This is a genomic window from Methylobacterium sp. C33D, assembly GCF_053345825.1.
Genome location: NZ_JBKFAV010000005.1, coordinates 66,450 through 82,944 on the forward strand (window position 1 = coordinate 66,450; position 16,495 = coordinate 82,944).

A 16,495-nucleotide genomic window follows, 5' to 3' on the forward strand; every position below is an offset into this window, starting at 1 on the left:
GCACTTCTGCCATGCCGCTGCCGCGGCGCTTCTGCCGTGCCGCCCGAGGCGGCGTTCCTGTCCGGTGACGGGCGGGCCGGGCGGCCCGCGCCGCCGGCCGCCGACTCACATCTGGCGCAGTTCCGACCGGTCGGTGAACAGGGCCACGAGGCTGCAGACCGCGCCGGAGAGGAGGTAGACGCCGATCATCGCCAGGCCGTAGCGCTGCGACAGGAACAGGGCCACCAGGGGCGCGAAGCCGGCCCCGATCAGCCACGCGAAGTCGGAGGTCAGCGCGGCCCCGGTGTAGCGGTAGCGGTTGCCGAGGCGGGCGCTCACCGCGCCCGCGGTCTGGCCGTAGGCGAGGCCGAGCAGCATGAAGCCGATCGTGACGTAGATGGTCTGGCCGATGGCGCTCTCGCCGAACAGGAGCGGCGCGATGATGCTGCCGACGGCGAAGAAGGCGATCAGCGAGGAGCTCATGATCAGGCAGTTGCGGCGGCCGATCTGGTCGGCGATCAGCCCCGAGGCCGCCACCGCGCCGGCACAGACGATCGCGCCGGAGAACTGCACGATCAGGAACTCGCCCGGCGAGCGGGTGGTGCTGTTCAGCGCGAGCCACGCGATCGGGAAGATCGTCACGAGGTGGAACAGCGCGAAGGCGGCGAGCGGCACGAAGGCGCCGCGGACCACGTCGCCGGCGTGATGGCGGAACAGCTCCAGGGCCGGGACCGGGCGCAGCCGGTCGAGGTCCATCATGCGGGCGAACTCGTCGGTGGCGACGAGGCGCAGCCGGGCGAACAGCGCGACCACGTTGATGGTGAAGGCGCAGTAGAACGGGAAGCGCCAGCCCCAGTCGATGAAGTCGGCCTCGTCGAGGTTGACCAGGAAGAAGGCGAACAGGGCGCTCGCCACCATGAAGCCGAGCGGCGCGCCGAGCTGCGGGATCATCGCGTACCAGCCGCGGCGCTCGCGCGGCGCGTTCATGGCGAGCAGCGAGGCGAGTCCGTCCCAGGCGCCGCCGAGGGCGAGGCCCTGCAGGATGCGCAGGCCGGCCAGGATGTAGACCGCCGAGATGCCGATGCTGTCGTAGCGCGGCAGGAAGCTCACCGCCGCGGTCGATCCGCCGAGCAGGAACAGGGCCGTGGTCAGCTTGACGCTGCGCCCGTGGCGCCGGTCGATCGCCATGAAGATCACGGTGCCGACCGGGCGTGCGATGAAGGCGAGGGCGAAGATCGAGAAGGCGTAGAGGGTTCCCTTGAGCGGGTCGACGAAGGGGAAGAACACCTTCGGGAAGACCAGCACGCAGGCGATGCCGAACACGAAGAAGTCGAAGTACTCGGACGCGCGCCCGATCACCACGCCGATGGCGATCTCGTTGGGATGGACCTTGTGGTCGCCCATCGCCTGCTGGGCGTCACGCTCCAGGCCCGTGACCGTAGGGGTGTTCGCACTCATCTCTGATTGTCGCCCTCGCCGCGCGCCCGTCGGGACGCCTTGGCCGGAACTGCCTCTTGCGGCATGTCCAGAGGTATCGCAACCGGCTCCGGACGCAAGTTCACCCACTGACGCATGCATAGCACCGCGCGGTCGCGGCCACCGGCGGGGTCAGGGGCGAGGACCGCTCACACGCGGTAATGCGCCGAATTCCGTGACAGGTTGATGTTGTAATAGGGGTCGGCGCGCAGCTCAGGCCCCCAGCGGTCGAGCATGGTCAGCACCTCGCCCTCGAAGCGCTTCTGCTTCTCCGGCGTGTCCTCGGCCCCGCGGCTCTTCGACTCGTGATGAATCAGCTTCGCGAAGGGAGTCCAGACGATCCGGTAGCCGGCCCGGCGGATCTTCAGGCAGAGATCCACGTCGTTGAAGGCGACCTTCAGAGCCTGCGCGTCGAAGCCTCCGACCTCCGCGAACACGTCCGCCCGCATGGCCAGGCACGCGCCGGTGACCGCCGAGACCTCGTGGGCGATGACCATGCGGCAGAAATAGCCCGGATCCGCGTCGGCGAGGCCGAGATGGCTGTGTCCGGCCACCCCTCCGATCCCGAGGACGATGCCGCCGTGCTGGATCGTGTGGTCCGGGTAGAGGAGCTTGGCCCCGACGGCCCCGATCTCCGGCCGCACCGCGTGGCGCACCAGCTCGGCGAGCCAGCCGGGCTCGAGCACCTCGATGTCGTTGTTGAGGAACAGCAGCACCGCGCCGGTGGCCGCGGCCGCCCCGCGATTCGACAGATCCGAGAAATTGAACGCGCCGGGCACCGGCACGACGCGCACCCGCGGATCGTCCCGGTAGCGGGCGAACAGGGCGGCGGTCTCGGGCTCGCGGCTGTCGTTGTCGACGATGATCACCTCGATGTCGGGGTAGTCGGTCGCGCCGAGCAGGCCGTCGAGGGTCACCGACAGGATCTCGGCCCGGTCCCGGGTCGGGATGACCGCGGAGACCCGCGGCGGCCGCGCCGGCAGCGGCCGGACCAGGCGGTTGAAGCCGCCGGGACCGCGCTCCGCCCGCCCGCCCCAGGGCGCCACGACCTCCTCCAGGGCGCGCAGGCGCGCGGCCTCCGCCCGGGCGAGCGACCGGTCCGAGAAGGTGCCTGAGCCCTGCGCGGCGCGCCAGTGATAGAGCACCCGCGGGATGTGGCGGATGCGGGCGGGGTCGAGCCCGTCGGTCAGGCGCAGCAGCAGGTCGTGGTCCTGGCTGCCCTCGAAGCCGGGGCGCAGGCCGCCGACGGCGCGCAGCGCGTCGGTGCGCACGACCGTGAGGTGGTTGATGTAGTTCTGGGCGTAGAGCAGCTCGCGGTCGAAGCAGGACTTGAAGTGCGGGTCGAACCGCCGGCCGCGCCCGTCGATCTTGTCCTCGTCGCTGTAGATCAGCACGAGGCCCGGATCGCGGCGGAGCGCCCGGGCGACCTCGTAGAGGGCGTCCTCGGTGAGCGCGTCGTCGTGGTCCATGAAGGCGCAGACCGCGCCCCGGGCCATGCCCAGCGCGTCGTTGGTCGCCCGGGCGATGTGGCCGTTCTCGGTCCGGGCGAGGACGCGGATGCGCGGGTCGGCCTCGGCCGCCCGGCTCAGGATCCGCGGGATCTCGGGGCGCGTGGAGGCGTCGTCGACGGCGCACAATTCCCAGTGGGGGTAGAGCTGCGCGCGCAGCGACGCCAGGGCCGCCCGCAGCACCTTCGGATCCGGGTTGTGGACCGGCATCAGCACGGAGATCAGCGGCGGATCGGTCCAGGCGGCGATCTCGGCGGCGATGCCGTCCCGCTCCGCGCGGCGCAGGGTGTGGGTGCCGAGCCAGGCCTCGTAGCCGCTCACGCGCCGGTGGCGCAGCGCCCGGCCGAGGAAGCCCCGCGCGCGCACCTTCTTGCCGAGGATCCGCCAGGTGAAGGCCTGCACGGTCAGGCCGGGATCGCGCAGCAGCCCGCGGGCCGCCAGGACCGGCCGGGCGAGACGGCGCACCGCGATCCGGCGCAGCCGGACCGGCACCCGCCCCGCCGGGTCGGCGACGCGCAGCTCGACGACGTCCTCGGGCAGGCAGCCGATCCACGCGAAGGCGCCGCCGCCCCGGGCCTCCTGGGGCAGCAGCGTGCCCGGGCGCCCGTCGGGACCGACGAAGCTGATGTCGGGGAGGGTGTCGCGGGCCTCGGCCGGGTCGTTGGACAGGATGATCTCGACCCAGCGGCCCGCGAGATCCGGCAGCGCGACGCGCAAGCCGTCGGAGGCCGCCCGCGCCGGAAGGGCGCGCCGCTTGCCCCAGAGCCCCGTGACCTGCGCCGTCGGGAGGCGGAATTCGGGCACCGCCGGCCCGGTCGAACGCACCATCAACTCCAGCTCTTGTCGACCGAGGCCTTCACGGCATCCGACATGGCCACGTCGAACACGATCATGTCCTCGACCGCCTTGACGCTCTTCAGGCGCTCGGCCAGCGCCAGCGTCTCGGCCGGCACGGGCGGCAGGGCCGGGATCGGCGTGCCGATCCCGAGGCGATCGAACAGCGTCGACGCGAAGGCGGGGAACCGGGTCTTGTGGCCGACGATCCCGACGCGGGCGAGAATCTCGATCGCCGCGATCGAGTTGCCGGGATGCAGCCGGTCGTCCGGCATGCGGGTCCCGAGCTGGCGGGTCAGCGGGTTGTAGAGCAGCCGGTAGGCGGGCTCGGGCAGCATGCGGAAGAAGCGCTTGAGGCTCTTCACGTCGGAGAAGTCGTACCCGTCCGCGAAGGCGGCGGCCTCGGCCAGCGGCCCCAGGCGCCAGCTGCGCGTGGGATCGGCGGCATCCGCGGCCCGGGCCTTCAGCCAGCGCATCCGGGCCGCCATCTCGATCTGCGGCTCCTGGAGCAGGATGGCCGTGACCATCAGGTCCGGCGTCATGAAGTTCTCGTAGCGCGGGATGGTCACGGCGCCCGACAGGAAGGCCGACGGGGCGGCCGGGCCGGCCAGCACGCAGCTCAGGATCTCGTCCGGCAACTTGTGGATGCCGAAATAGCAGTGCTGGAAATACGGGAAGAGCGCCGTCTGGAGGACGATCTCGGGCTCGATGCCGGTGTTGATCAGCATCGCCCGCTGCCGGATCTGCCCCTCGGCCGGCATGCGCCGGTAGACCAGCACGTTGGTGTCGGCATCGTAGAGTTCGAGCCGCGGGATCTCGGACAGGCCCGGCACCTCGGCCTCGCTGACCACGAAGGTGCATTGGCCGGTGGCGTGCCAGCCGTTGCGCTTGAAGGCCTCGTCGATGACGCTGGCCGGGACCTCGGCCACGCGCCGTCCGTCGACCGCGACCACGACCCGGCTGATGGCGAGGGGATTGTCCGGCACGATCCAGCCGCGGATCGAATCGCCCTGATCGTGGTCGATGAAGTAGCGCATGTCCCGAAGCGTGAGGCGGCGGCATGCCGGCGCCAAGTGTCCGCCATGTGTCGCGGCGCGGCCGGATGCCGAGCGGCAGGGCCATAGCGCATTTTTCCGTCGGCGTGCACCAGGGCGCGTCCGGCCCGGAGACCGATCCCCGCGGCTTGACCCGGCCGGCTCGATGCCACCGTCTCTAAGGCAATGATGCGGCATGCGCTATCCGACGGCGGCCCGACAGCGCTGCGGGGCGACCGGCTCGGCGCGCACCCCGGCCGGACCGGCGGGGGACGCGACCGGTCGGCCGCGGCACGCAGGTTCCGCTTGCGCGCGCGCCGGGCAGCCGCTATAGGCCCCGCCCACCGGAGCCCGAACGGCACCGGCCCGGGCACGTAGCTCAGCGGGAGAGCACCACCTTGACAGGGTGGTCGACACCCCTCATAAGCTACTGAACAGTCTGGACTATTTCGATAGCTTCGGGTTCGGCGAACCCGATGGCGGTCGATACGGAGACGTAGCACAGCGGTAGTGCATTCCCTTGACATGGGAAAGGTCACAGGTTCGATCCCTGTCGTCTCCACCATTCGACGCTGTGAGAGTTCTGGCTCTTCCAGAGTGAGCGTCCCGGACACACGTCATCGCCGCATCGCCGACCCGAGAGGGGTTTGCAGAACCTGACGCGGCCTCCGCCGACGCGCTTGCCCGCCCACGCCATCCCATCCTCGCTCGTCGACCCGTCCCGCGTTGCGCGACGGTGAGGCCTGAGCGTGCGCGTCATCGACACGGTGACGCCCCTCGTGCGGGAGGCGATGTGTCGGGTCGTCGAGAGCGATCCTGCCGCGATCGGACAGCGCGAGGTCGCACGACAGCCCGCGCGGCGCCGATGCTCGATTGGCGATCGCGCAGGCGAGCCGCGCGCGCAGAGCGCGGTGAGGCGCCTCACAGGCATCTGTGAGACCCGGACCAGCCGCGTGCGACCGCGTCGGACAGGCACGGGAAGCCGCCGCGCAGGTCGACGGACGCGATCCAGTATCGGTGGTCGCCGAGGACCCGGTTCAACCGGGCCACGCGCCGGGCGCGCTTCGTCCAGGGCAGGGACGCCGCGATCCGGGGATCGACCTCGAACGCGATCATGCGCTGACGCCGGACCTGCACCGTCGCGATGCCGCGCACGGCCGTCCAGGGGATCCAGTCGGTGGAGAGCCTCCGATCGAAGATCCCGCCCGGCCCGACCGACACCACCGGACCGCGCTGGAACAGCGTGCGGAGGACGCGTGCCGCGCACAGCCCGAACACGCCGATCCCGAGCCAGGCCGCAGTTCCGGCGAAGCGTCCGGGATCGTCGGCGAGCAGCCAGGCGCAGGCGAGGACGAAGCCGCAGGCGGCTCCGAACAGCCCGGCCGCCCTCCAGGGCGAGCGATGGATCTCGACGACGGTCAAGGCGATGCGCTCCCGCCTGCCTCCGGCCCCGCGCGGACCCCGGTCTCATAGCGAAGGCGCGGCTGGCCGGCACCCCGCCGGGCCGGTCTCGACCGCAGTCTCGGCGGCAGTCTCGGCCGCGGCGACCGACGCGCCGGCGGCGCGACCGGGCTCCTACGGGGTCGCGGCGCGGGCGAGGGCCGCGCGGCGCAGCCGACAGGCGACCTCGGAGACAGGGCGCGTCCGGTCCCGTCCCGCGCCCGGCCGCGGGCGGTCGCAGGTTTCCGCCACCGCGTCCAGCACGGCGGAGGCCGCCGCCATCAGGGCCAGCGACGTCGCCGAACCGACCGAGACCAGGAAGAAGATCGTTGCGATGACTTGCGGGGCGGTCATGACGCACCTCCTCGGGTGCTTCGCGGTGATGCGGAAGACTTATGGCCGGTGCGGCGGGACCTGCGTGCGGCCGAGCACGGGCCGCGACGCGTCGGGCGCCCCGCGCGCGGCTCCGGCGCCCGTCGGCGCGGCCGTCGCGCCCTCGATGTCGGGACAGGCGGAGAACCGCAGCTCGATCGTCCGGCCCTCGCGCGCGACGACCTCGCAGGCCTGGTTCAGCAGCAGGGCGATGGAGACGAGCCGGACGGTGCGCGGCGGCACCGCGTCCGGCCGGACCTCGATCCGCGCGCCGGATGTCCTCAGCTCCCAGATGAGGCAGTCACAGCATTCCTGCGGCTGCCCGAAGAAGATCTGTCCGGTCTTGAAGGCTGGCCTCCAGGCCTCTTCCGAGCGGTTCCCGGCCATCGCGATCTCCCGAAGAACGACCATTTCAACCCGCAACGCTGGGCTGAATACGGGGCCATTCCCGGCGCGAATTCTGTATCAAACAACACATCCGGCGAGCGCGCCGGCGATCCTGCCGGCGGCCCAGAGGTGGCGGAACGCCTCCGCCAGAGCCGGCCGCGGCCGGCGTCCTAATAGTCCGGCACACCGTCGCGCATCGTTTAATGCTTCGTTAACCATTCTAAACAGTTTAGTCGGATCAGAATTGCGTCCACAGGGAGCGGGGGATCCGTGAGCGAGCTGCAGCGGCTTCTGAGCGATCCTCGGTTTCGGCCCGCGGACAAGGCCAAGCGCGCCGCCGGTGCCGCGCCCGAACCCGACCTCGGCAACGTCCTGCGGGTCGTCGCGTCGCTGCAGGCGCGGCCCGAGTCCTCGACCCCGCCGGCCGCGCCGCGGGACTGGGACGCGCTCATCCACCGGGTACAGACCGCCGCCCGCCAGGCGCGCGTGATCGAGGCCCAGGCGCGCGAGCGGGAAGTGCGCATCGAGCAGGTGCTGGATCAGGTCCGGGAGGAGATCCACGCCTCCAACGAGCGCGCCCGGATGGCCGAGATGCAGGCGCGCGAGGCCCAGCTGCGCGCCGAGGCGCAGGTCCTGGCCGCCGACGAGCGCGCCAAGGCGGCCGAGGCCCGCGCCCGCGCCGCCGAGGACCGGGCCCGGCAGGCCGAGGAATGGCTGGACCGTGTCCAGCAGGCGATCCTGTCCGAGTTCTCGGACCTCACCGAGCAGGCCGCGGCATGAGCGCCGCCCGCGCGTGGGCAGAGCCGACGGCGCCCCACCCCCTGTCCGACACGGCGGCGCCGGAGAACAGCGCCGCCGCGCCGATCGACCGGGTCGTGGCGCTGTTCTCCGGCACCGCCCCGGTCATGCCCGCCCCTCCCGCGGCCGAGGATGACTGGTCGACCTCCCTGACCGCCGTGCGCGGCGCCGCGGCGCGGGTGCGCGCCCTGCAGGCGAGCGCCCGCGACTCCGTGCGGGAGGCCCAGAGCTCCGTGCGCGCGGCCGAGACGGCGCTCCGCGCGGCGGAGGAGCGGGCCCGGCACGCCGAGGCTCTTCTGCAGGCCGCGCTCGCGCGGGCCGAGCAGGCAGAGGCGCGGGCCCGCGCCTCGGACGAGCGGGCCGAGCGGGCGGAGGCCCAGCGGGCGGAGGCGCGGGCGTGGCTGCGCCGGATGCACGAGTGCATGGTCAACGAGTTCGGCGCCCTGTCCGGAGCGGCGGATCAGACCTGAGCCGGCGCGCTCGGCCCCGGTCGGGCGGACGTCCGGCGCGGGATCGCGCGGCCCCGCCATCCGTCGACCCCCGCCGAGCGTACGATGCCGCCAAGCCGCGCGGTCGCCGCCAATGGACGCGCGGTGGCCACGCCGGCGCGAGGCACGCCGCGCGGATTTTCGCCGGGCTACTGCAATTACGAGCACTCACTTAAGCCGTCGAAAACAATTCTCAGGATATTGGATTCTGATCTCGTCGCCTCGACACCGTCCGCCTGGCAGGATCGCCGTGACCCTCAGCCTCGTCCTCAGCACGTCCCTTCCGCTCCTCACCGGTGCGGTGGCCCTGCTGTGGGCGGGGTTCGTCGCTCCGGAGCGGGAGGAGCGCCCGGACGCGCCGGGCGCCCGCGACCTGCGCACGTGGTGAGCGCCGGCCGCCGGCCGGGCGTCCGGTCGCGGCGCGGCCGGCGCGGATCCCGGTTCCGGCCGCGAGGCGCCCGCCGCCGAACGGCGCCTCCCGGGTGACGTCACGCCGCTCCGTGCCCTGCCCCGGGCCGCTTCCGGGGACGGCACCCCGCGCGCTATGACGCGCCGGACGCCCTCGCGGCGAGGGCCGGCTCACGGAGGCTTCCCATGGATCTCGGCTTGAGCGGGCGCCGGGCGCTCGTCTGCGCGGCGAGCAAGGGTCTGGGCAAGGGCTGCGCCCTGGCGCTCGCCCGGGAGGGCGTCGCGGTGACGATCACGGCCCGCACCGCGGAGACGCTGGAGCGGACCGCGGACGAGATCCGCGCCGCGACGGGCGTCACCGTCACGACCGTCGCGGGCGACATCGCCACCGAGGCCGGCCGGGCGGCCGCGCTCGCCGCCTGTCCCGAGCCCGACATCCTGGTCAACAATGCCGGCGGCCCGCCCCCCGGCGATTTCCGCGAGTGGGACCGCGACGCCTGGATCCGGGCGCTCGACGCCAACATGCTGGCGCCGATCGCGCTCATCAAGGCGACGGTCGACGGGATGATCGGCCGCAGGTTCGGCCGGATCGTCAACATCACCTCCGGCGCCGTGAAGGCGCCGATCGAGCATCTCGGCCTGTCGAACGGCGCCCGCTCGGGGCTGACGGGCTTCGTGGCCGGGCTGGCGCGCAAGACCGTGCGGCACGGCGTGACGATCAACAACCTGCTGCCCGGCCCCTTCGACACCGACCGGATCCGCAGCAACGCCGCGGCGGGGGCCGCCAAGGCCGGCACCACCGTGGAGGCGTTCCTGGAGGCGCGGGCCCGCGACAACCCCGCCGGCCGGTTCGGCCAGCCCGACGAGTTCGGCGCCGCCTGCGCGTTCCTGTGCAGCCAGCAGGCGGGCTTCATCACCGGGCAGAACCTGCTGATGGATGGCGGCGCCTATCCCGGCACGTTCTGACGCGGACCGGCCCGTCCGGCCCTCCGCTTGCAGGAGCGGGCCGGATCACAGCGCGCGGTGAGGACCATGAGCGTACGCGAGACCCTCGAGGCCCGGATGGCCCGGATCGCGGAGGAGGACCCGGCGGTCTTCACCCGCCTGTACCCGGAACAGGCCCGCGCGGCGGCGGACGCCGCCGATGCGCGCCGCCGGGACGGGATCTGCCTCGGCCCCCTCGACGGCGCGATGGTCTCGATCAAGGACCTGTTCGACGTGGCGGGCGAGACGACGCGCGCCGGCTCGATCCTGCTGGCGGACGCGGCACCCGCGCGCACCGACGCCCCGGTGGTCGCCCGGCTGCGCTGCGCCGGGGCGGTGATCCTGGGCAAGACCAACATGTCCGAGTTCGCCTTCTCCGGGCTCGGCCTCAACCCGCATTACGGCACCCCCGGCAACGCCGCCGATCCGGCGCGCATCCCGGGGGGCTCGTCCTCCGGCGCCGGGGTCTCCGTGGGGCAGGGGACCAGCGACATCGCGATCGGGTCCGACACGGGCGGCTCCGTCCGGATCCCGGCCTCGCTGAACGGCGTCGTCGGCTTCAAGCCGACCGCAAGCCGCGTGCCGCTGGAGGGGGCGTTCCCGCTGTCCTACGCCCTCGATTCCCTGGGGCCGCTCGCCCGGACGGTCGCGGATTGCGCGGCCGCCGACGCCGTGATGGCGGGCGCGGAGCCCGCGCCGCTGGAGGCGCTCGCCGTCGCCGGTCTGCGGATCGGCGTGCCGCGGGGCCTGCTGTTCACCGAGACGGAGGCGCCCGTCGCCGAGGCCTTCGAGCGGGCGCTGTCCCGCCTGTCCGGCGCCGGCGCCCGGATCGCCGATCACCCGATCGACGACCACCTCGCCGCCATGGACGCCGCGCTCCCGGACGGCTCCCTCGCGGCGATCGAGGCCGCGGCGATCCACGCCGACTGGCTGGACAGCGCGGCCGACCGCTACGATCCGCGGGTCCATCGCCGCATCGTGGCCGGCCGGGGCGCGACGGCCGCGGGCTACATCCGGACGGTGCGCCGGCGGGCCGCGCTGATCGCCGCCCTCGACCGGCACCTCGGCCCGCTCGACGTGCTGGCGCTCCCGGCGACCGCCACGACAGCGCCGCTCACCGCCCCCCTGGCGGCGGACGACGCGGCCTTCCTGGCGGCCAATCGCCTGATGCTGCGCAACACGGCCTTCGGCAACTTCTTCGATCTCACCGGCCTGTCCCTGCCGATGCCGGGCCTGCCCCGGCCGGCGGGCCTGATGCTGCTGGCTCGGCACGGGCAGGACCGCCGGCTCCTGGCGATCGGGGCCGGGGTCGAGGCCGCGCTGGCGGAGTGAGCGATCATCCATCCGCCGGCGCGCCGCCTGTGCAGGTTGCGCGGGGCTGCGCCGCGAGCAGTGATGACGGTGGAATACACGACGAACCTCGCGCGATGCGCGAATGCCGACGCGCGAACGATGCAGTCATTCGTTGAATGCGCACCATTGACATCAATCTTCGTTCATAAGCAGCGTGCCACAGGATCGGGGCGCGAAGGACGCGTCGCTCGCGGGAGGGACACGCCGCGCGCCTCATGCGGGTGGTGCGGGTCGTGACCCTCGGGTTGAGCGGCCCGAACTCGGCGGGTGCCGCACGGGCGGCGGTCTAGACGGCCCGGTCCGGGCCCCCGTGCTGTCCATCTCGTGGCCCATCCGCGGCCGGCAAAGCGGCTGCCGACCCAAGGCCGTATCCGGAGACCTGTGACGATGCGCCCCCTCATCACCCCCCTCGCCATCGTGATCGCCCTGACGACGGGGGCGGCGGCGCAATCCGTTCCGGAGCCGCCCATCCAGAGCCCGCAGGACGCTGCCTGCCGCGAGCAGGCGCGGGCCCAGATCTTCAGCTATCCCAACCCGAACAACCTCAGCCTCTACGACCTCGGCTCGCAGATCTGGCACCTGTGCATGGCGTCCTATCATAGCCGCGGCCCCAACCCCGGCCGCACCGATCAGCGCTTCTAGGAGCGCGCCGGACCGACGCGAGACCGTCGACGGCAGGGTCGGCCCCGCGCCACCGGCGCTCGCCGCCCCGACTCGGCCGCGTCCGCGCACGCGCGGCCCGGTGCATTGCCGGACCGCGCGCCGTGGTGCACCCTGCCGGCGATTCCCGGGCCCGGTCCTCGTCCCGGACCGCCTCAGGAATCGCGGGACCGCCTGCGCCGGGCGGCGATCCCGGAGGGCCGACAGGGCCGACCGGCAGGGAGCCGTCGCATGAGCGCAGCCACACCGTCGATCGCCGCGGACCGGGACGCGGGTCCCGCCGATCACGCCGCGATCCGCGCGATGCGCGTCGACCTCGCGGCCGCCTACCGGCTGATCCACCGGCTGGGCCTCGACGACAGCATCTACACCCACATCTCGGCGCGGCTGCCGGGCGCCGGGCACCGGTTCCTGATCAACCCCTACGGGATGCGCTTCGAGGAGGTGACGCCGGAGAACCTCGTCACCGTCGACATCGACGGGAAGGTGCTGGAGGATCCGATGAGGCTCGGCATCAACCCGGCCGGGTTCACCATCCACAGCGCCATCCACGCCGCGCGCCACGACGCGATCTGCGTGCTGCACACCCACACGGTCGCGGGCGTGGCGGTCTCCTGCCAGGAGGAGGGGCTCCTGCCCCTGAACCAGTGGTCGATGCAGTTCACGGGACGCGTCGCCTACCACGACTACGAGGGCATCGCCCTCGACCTCGACGAGCGGCAGCGGCTGGTGGCCGATCTCGGCGACAAGCCCGTGATGGTGCTGCGCAACCACGGCCTGCTGACCTGCGGGCGCACGGTCGGCGAGGCGTTCCGGCTGATGCACAACATGGAGCGCTCGTGCCGGGCGCAGCTGGCGATTCAGGCGGCGGGCGCACCGGTGATCCGGCCCTCCTCCGCCGTCGCCACCAAGACCGCCGGGCAGTACGCCGCCGGCTACGACCGCGTCGTGATCCAGGGGGCGCCCGACAACGAGTGGGCGGCGTTCAAGCGGATGCTGGCGCGGACGGACCCGGACTTCGCGCAGGGCTGAGGGCGGACCGGTCGCCAGCTGACCCGTTCGGTCGATAGGCCCCATTCCGACCTCGCGAGCGGCGCGAAGCGACCCGGGGCAGCGCGATTCCGGTCAGCTGGCGCCGCTGGACTGCTTCGCTCCGCTCGCGAGGACGGCGGTGCCGCTCTCATCGATCGGAGAGGGGATGAGACGCCACTCGGGTGCTCGCTCTCCGCAGGAGCGGGACGCCGCAGCACCGGCCTCACCCCTCCGCCCAGGCGCCGCTCGACCGGTAGGTCTGCTTGAGGAACGCGATGAAGGCCCGCGTCTTGGCCGGCACGAAGGCCCGGCTCGGGTAGACCGCGAAGATGCCCGCCGAGGCCGCCGCCGCGTAGGCCGGCAGCACCACCTCCAGCAGGCCGTCGCGCAGCTCCGCGTACACGTCCCAGGTCGATCGCAGCGCGATCCCGAGGCCGCCGATCACGGCCTCGCGCACCACCTCGTTGGAATGGGTGCGCAGCGGCCCCGACGCGCCGACCGTGCAGGGTCCCTCCGGCCCGACCAGCCGCCAGGGATTCTGGTTCTCGGTGGCGAGGCAGACGTGGCCGCGCAGGTCATCGAGGCTCTGCGGCCGCCCGGCCGCGTCGAGGTAACTCGGCCGCGCGCAGAGGACCCGCTGCACCGGCGCGAGGCGCACCGCCGTCAGCCCGGAACTCTCCAGCGCGCCGACCCGGATCGCGAGGTCGTAGCCGCGCTCGACGATCGACTCGAAATCGTCGCTCAGCTCTAGGTTCAGCACGATGCCGGGATGGAGGGCGAAGAAGGCCCGCAGGTGCGGGACGATGTGCAGGCGCCCGAAGGAGCTCGGCGCGGTGACCCGGAGGGTCCCCCGGGCCCGGGTCGCCGTCTGCGACACGAGGCTCTCGGCCTCCGCGATGGCGTCGACGATCGGGGCGATCCGCTCGAAGAAGGCCGCGCCGACATCCGTCGGCGCGACGCGCCGCGTGGTGCGGTGCAGCAGGCGCACGGCGAGCCGCTCCTCGAGCCGCTTCAGCCGCTTCGAGACCACCGCCACCGACAGGCCGAGCTCCGACCCGGCCTGGGTGAGGCTGCCGGTGCGGACCACCCGGGCGAAGATCTCCAGGTCGCTCTGGTCGTGCATTCTCAACGCTGCGGAAAAAATCAAATCCCTTTTGCTGCCTTTCTCGCGGAAGCCAAGCGATCTATCGATGCGTCATCAAAAATTTTTCACGGCGCGTTCGATTTTTTCTGACGCGCGGGCCTGTATCCCAGAGGATCGCCATGTCGAATCTCGTCGTCGCCGAGGATCTCCGCACCTTCCTGTCCGAGGAGGCGCTGCCCGGGACCGGCCTCTCGGCCGACCAGTTCTGGTCGGGCTTCGCCGCGCTCGTCCGCGATCTCGCACCGCACAACCGGGCCCTGCTCGACCGGCGCGACGCTCTCCAGGCGGACATCGATTCCTGGCACCGTGACCATCGCGGCCAGCCGCACGATCCGGCGGCCTACGCGGCCTACCTGACGCGGATCGGCTACCTGCAGCCGGAGCCCGAGACCGTGCGGGTGACCACCGAGAACGTGGACGCGGAGATCGCCGCGATCGCCGGACCGCAGCTCGTGGTGCCGATCTCCAACGCCCGCTACGCGCTGAACGCCGCCAACGCCCGCTGGGGCAGCCTCTACGACGCGCTCTACGGCACCGACGCGATCCCGCAGGACGGCGACCGCGCGCCCGGCACCGGGTTCAACCCGGCCCGGGGCGCCGCCGTGGTGGCTCGGACCAAGGCGTTCCTCGACGCGACCGCGCCGCTCAGCGTCGGCTCCTGGGCCGATGCCGTGGGCTTCTCGGTGACGGACGGCCGCCTCGCCGTCGACCTCGGCGCCGGCCGCAGCGCCGGCCTGACCGGCTCGGCCGCCTTCGCGGGCTACACCGGCGACGCCGCGGCGCCGACCGCGCTCCTGCTGCGCCACAACGGGCTGCATATCGAGATCGTCGTCGACCGCACGAGCCCGATCGGCCGCACCGACCCGGCCGGCATCGCGGACGTGGTGCTGGAAGCCGCCCTGTCGACCATCATGGACATGGAGGATTCGGTGGCGGCCGTGGATTCGGCCGACAAGGTCGCGGTCTACCGGAGCTGGCTCGGCCTGATGCGCGGCGACCTCATCGCCACCCTGTCCAAGGGTGGCCGCACGGTCGAGCGGCGGCTCGCCGCGGACCGCACCTTCACGGGCCCCGACGGGGGGTGCCTGACCCTGCCGGGACGGTCGCTGATGCTGGTCCGGCATGTCGGCCACCACATGTACACCGACGCCGTGACCCTCGACGGCGCCGAGATCCCGGAGACGATCCTCGACGCGGCCGTCACCGCGCTGATCGCGCTGCACGACCTGAAGGGGACCGGTCCGCTCCGTAACAGCCGGACCGGCTCGGTCTACATGGTCAAGCCCAAGCTGCACGGCCCCGACGAGGTCGCCTTCGCGGTGGCGCTGTTCGGGCGGGTCGAGGCGCTGGTCGGCCTCGCGCCGCGGACGCTCAAGATCGGCGTCATGGACGAGGAGCGGCGCACGACGCTGAACCTCAAGGCGGCGATCGCCGCGGCGTCGGACCGGCTGTTCTTCATCAACACCGGCTTCCTCGACCGGACCGGCGACGAGATCCACACCGCGCTGGAAGCGGGTCCGGTGGTCCGCAAGGATTCCATGAAGGCGACCGCCTGGATCAAGGCCTACGAAGACGGCAACGTCGATGCCGGCCTCGCCTGCGGCCTGCCGGGCCACGCGCAGATCGGCAAGGGCATGTGGGCCGCCCCCGACCGGATGGCGGCGATGCTCGAGGCCAAGGGCGCCCACCCGGAGGCGGGCGCCAACACCGCCTGGGTGCCGTCGCCGACCGCCGCGACGCTCCACGCGCTCCACTACCATCAGGTGGATGTCCGCGCCCGCCAGGCGGACCTCGCCGGCCGGGCGCCCGCGACCCGCGCCGCCATGCTGACCCTGCCGCTCGCCGAGGGCGCGTTCGCGCCGGATTCGGTGCGGGAGGAACTCGACAACAACTGCCAGGGGATCCTGGGCTACGTGGTCCGCTGGGTCGACCAGGGCGTCGGCTGCTCCAAGGTGCCGGACATCCACGAGGTCGGGCTGATGGAGGACCGCGCCACCCTGCGGATCTCCAGCCAGCACATCGCCAACTGGCTGCGCCACGGGATCGTGGATCGCGCGGCGGTGGCCGCGGCCCTGCGCCGGATGGCCGAGATCGTCGACCGCCAGAATGCCGGCGACCCGGCCTACCGTCCGATGGCCCCGGGCTTCGACGGTCCGGCCTTCCGCGCCGCCGAGGCCCTGGTCTTCGAGGGTGCCGGCCAGCCGAACGGCTACACCGAGTTCGTGCTGCACCAGTTCCGCCGGGAGGCGAAGCGCCTGGAGGCCCACGTGCGGGCGGCCTGAGGCCGCTCCCGGATCCCGGGCGCGCGCCGCCCCCCGGGATCCGCCCCGACGGCCCGGCGATACGCGAGCATGTGCGACCCGTCATCGGCCATGCCGATGCCGATGGCGATACTCCGGTTCCGCAGGATCGGAGGCGCTGACCGGGTCAACATGGAATCGCGGTCGCGCCCAGTCCCGCCGGTCGGACGCGCCCGCCGGGTCGAAGGCGAGGCCGTCCGGACGATCGAGGGCGGCGAGCGCCTGCGCGAGACGCGCCGTCGCCGCCGCGACCGTGCCGGGCCTGTCCCGCACGTCCCAGCTCTCGGGGACGCCCCGC

15 protein-coding genes and 1 tRNA gene are annotated in these 16,495 nt (G+C 72.8%); 9 read left to right on the plus strand and 7 right to left on the minus strand.

The genetic code is table 11. From position 1 onward, the window contains the following. Positions 1-105 precede the first annotated feature (105 nt). From ACLBXO_RS04935 to ACLBXO_RS04945, 3 genes are all read right to left on the minus strand, one after another. The gene (locus ACLBXO_RS04935) at positions 106-1,437 is read right to left on the minus strand and encodes an MFS transporter (RefSeq protein ID WP_331313726.1); all 1,332 of its coding nucleotides are present in this window, start codon (positions 1,435-1,437) and stop codon (positions 106-108) included. Between the two features lie 167 nt (positions 1,438-1,604). Next, entirely contained in the window at positions 1,605-3,791 is a 2,187-nt protein-coding gene (locus tag ACLBXO_RS04940; protein ID WP_447684657.1) for a glycosyltransferase family 2 protein, read from the minus strand. After that, positions 3,791-4,834 (minus strand): hypothetical protein, encoded by a 1,044-nt coding sequence (locus ACLBXO_RS04945; RefSeq protein WP_331313724.1) that lies wholly within the window; start codon positions 4,832-4,834, stop codon positions 3,791-3,793. Before ACLBXO_RS04945 ends, ACLBXO_RS04940 begins: the two co-directional genes overlap by 1 nt. A 487-nt stretch (positions 4,835-5,321) precedes the next feature. Here ACLBXO_RS04945 and ACLBXO_RS04950 point away from each other — a divergent pair. Then, positions 5,322-5,396 (plus strand) — tRNA-Val (locus ACLBXO_RS04950). A gap of 356 nt (positions 5,397-5,752) precedes the next feature. Here the strand turns inward: ACLBXO_RS04950 and ACLBXO_RS04955 are convergent. From ACLBXO_RS04955 to ACLBXO_RS04965, 3 genes are all read right to left on the minus strand, one after another. After that, positions 5,753-6,253, minus strand: a complete 501-nt coding sequence (locus ACLBXO_RS04955; protein WP_331313723.1) for an STM3941 family protein — start codon at positions 6,251-6,253, stop codon at positions 5,753-5,755. A 153-nt stretch (positions 6,254-6,406) separates the two neighbouring features. After that, entirely contained in the window at positions 6,407-6,625 is a 219-nt protein-coding gene (locus ACLBXO_RS04960) for a hypothetical protein (RefSeq protein WP_447684658.1), read from the minus strand. Positions 6,626-6,664: 39 nt separating this feature from the next. Continuing rightward, complete coding sequence (locus ACLBXO_RS04965; protein WP_447684659.1) at positions 6,665-7,030, minus strand: hypothetical protein; 366 nt, start codon at positions 7,028-7,030, stop codon at positions 6,665-6,667. Between the two features lie 270 nt (positions 7,031-7,300). Here ACLBXO_RS04965 and ACLBXO_RS04970 point away from each other — a divergent pair, with 270 nt between their 5' ends. The 7 genes from ACLBXO_RS04970 to ACLBXO_RS05000 all read left to right on the plus strand — a co-directional run bounded on the left by ACLBXO_RS04970 (position 7,301) and on the right by ACLBXO_RS05000 (position 12,753). After that, complete coding sequence (locus tag ACLBXO_RS04970; RefSeq protein WP_447684660.1) at positions 7,301-7,810, plus strand: hypothetical protein; 510 nt, start codon at positions 7,301-7,303, stop codon at positions 7,808-7,810. Then, positions 7,807-8,298: a hypothetical protein gene (locus ACLBXO_RS04975; RefSeq protein WP_447684661.1), complete on the plus strand. Its 492-nt coding sequence runs from the start codon at positions 7,807-7,809 to the stop codon at positions 8,296-8,298. Before ACLBXO_RS04970 ends, ACLBXO_RS04975 begins: the two co-directional genes overlap by 4 nt. 268 nt (positions 8,299-8,566) lie before the next feature. After that, a complete protein-coding gene (locus ACLBXO_RS04980) occupies positions 8,567-8,704 on the plus strand; it encodes a hypothetical protein (protein ID WP_447684662.1) in 138 nt (45 codons plus the stop codon). A gap of 206 nt (positions 8,705-8,910) precedes the next feature. Beyond that, complete coding sequence (locus ACLBXO_RS04985; protein WP_331313722.1) at positions 8,911-9,690, plus strand: SDR family oxidoreductase; 780 nt, start codon at positions 8,911-8,913, stop codon at positions 9,688-9,690. Positions 9,691-9,756: 66 nt separating this feature from the next. Next, positions 9,757-11,040: an amidase gene (locus ACLBXO_RS04990; RefSeq protein WP_447684663.1), complete on the plus strand. Its 1,284-nt coding sequence runs from the start codon at positions 9,757-9,759 to the stop codon at positions 11,038-11,040. A 408-nt stretch (positions 11,041-11,448) separates the two neighbouring features. Next, positions 11,449-11,703 (plus strand): hypothetical protein, encoded by a 255-nt coding sequence (locus ACLBXO_RS04995; protein WP_012318703.1) that lies wholly within the window; start codon positions 11,449-11,451, stop codon positions 11,701-11,703. Positions 11,704-11,952: 249 nt separating this feature from the next. Beyond that, complete coding sequence (locus ACLBXO_RS05000; RefSeq protein ID WP_331313720.1) at positions 11,953-12,753, plus strand: class II aldolase/adducin family protein; 801 nt, start codon at positions 11,953-11,955, stop codon at positions 12,751-12,753. A gap of 223 nt (positions 12,754-12,976) precedes the next feature. Here ACLBXO_RS05000 and ACLBXO_RS05005 read toward each other — a convergent pair whose 3' ends face one another. After that, positions 12,977-13,876: a LysR family transcriptional regulator gene (locus ACLBXO_RS05005; RefSeq protein WP_331313719.1), complete on the minus strand. Its 900-nt coding sequence runs from the start codon at positions 13,874-13,876 to the stop codon at positions 12,977-12,979. Between the two features lie 140 nt (positions 13,877-14,016). On the opposite strand from ACLBXO_RS05005, the gene ACLBXO_RS05010 reads away from it, so the two are divergent. Then, complete coding sequence (locus ACLBXO_RS05010) at positions 14,017-16,179, plus strand: malate synthase G (protein WP_331313718.1); 2,163 nt, start codon at positions 14,017-14,019, stop codon at positions 16,177-16,179. The last annotated feature ends 316 nt before the right edge of the window (positions 16,180-16,495 follow it).

What these genes read in the sequence shown, in the direction of transcription:
- ACLBXO_RS04985 (WP_331313722.1), top strand. Translation starts at nt 8,911, where the DNA reads ATGGATCTCGGCTTGAGCGGGCGCCGGGCGCTCGTCTGCGCGGCGAGC.
- ACLBXO_RS04995 (WP_012318703.1), top strand. Translation starts at nt 11,449, where the DNA reads ATGCGCCCCCTCATCACCCCCCTCGCCATCGTGATCGCCCTGACGACG.
- ACLBXO_RS04945 (WP_331313724.1), bottom strand. Translation starts at nt 4,834, where the DNA reads ATGCGCTACTTCATCGACCACGATCAGGGCGATTCGATCCGCGGCTGG.
- ACLBXO_RS04990 (WP_447684663.1), top strand. Translation starts at nt 9,757, where the DNA reads ATGAGCGTACGCGAGACCCTCGAGGCCCGGATGGCCCGGATCGCGGAG.
- ACLBXO_RS05000 (WP_331313720.1), top strand. Translation starts at nt 11,953, where the DNA reads ATGAGCGCAGCCACACCGTCGATCGCCGCGGACCGGGACGCGGGTCCC.
- ACLBXO_RS04935 (WP_331313726.1), bottom strand. Translation starts at nt 1,437, where the DNA reads ATGAGTGCGAACACCCCTACGGTCACGGGCCTGGAGCGTGACGCCCAG.
- ACLBXO_RS04975 (WP_447684661.1), top strand. Translation starts at nt 7,807, where the DNA reads ATGAGCGCCGCCCGCGCGTGGGCAGAGCCGACGGCGCCCCACCCCCTG.
- ACLBXO_RS04960 (WP_447684658.1), bottom strand. Translation starts at nt 6,625, where the DNA reads ATGACCGCCCCGCAAGTCATCGCAACGATCTTCTTCCTGGTCTCGGTC.
- ACLBXO_RS05005 (WP_331313719.1), bottom strand. Translation starts at nt 13,876, where the DNA reads ATGCACGACCAGAGCGACCTGGAGATCTTCGCCCGGGTGGTCCGCACC.
- ACLBXO_RS05010 (WP_331313718.1), top strand. Translation starts at nt 14,017, where the DNA reads ATGTCGAATCTCGTCGTCGCCGAGGATCTCCGCACCTTCCTGTCCGAG.
- ACLBXO_RS04940 (WP_447684657.1), bottom strand. Translation starts at nt 3,791, where the DNA reads ATGGTGCGTTCGACCGGGCCGGCGGTGCCCGAATTCCGCCTCCCGACG.
- ACLBXO_RS04965 (WP_447684659.1), bottom strand. Translation starts at nt 7,030, where the DNA reads ATGGCCGGGAACCGCTCGGAAGAGGCCTGGAGGCCAGCCTTCAAGACC.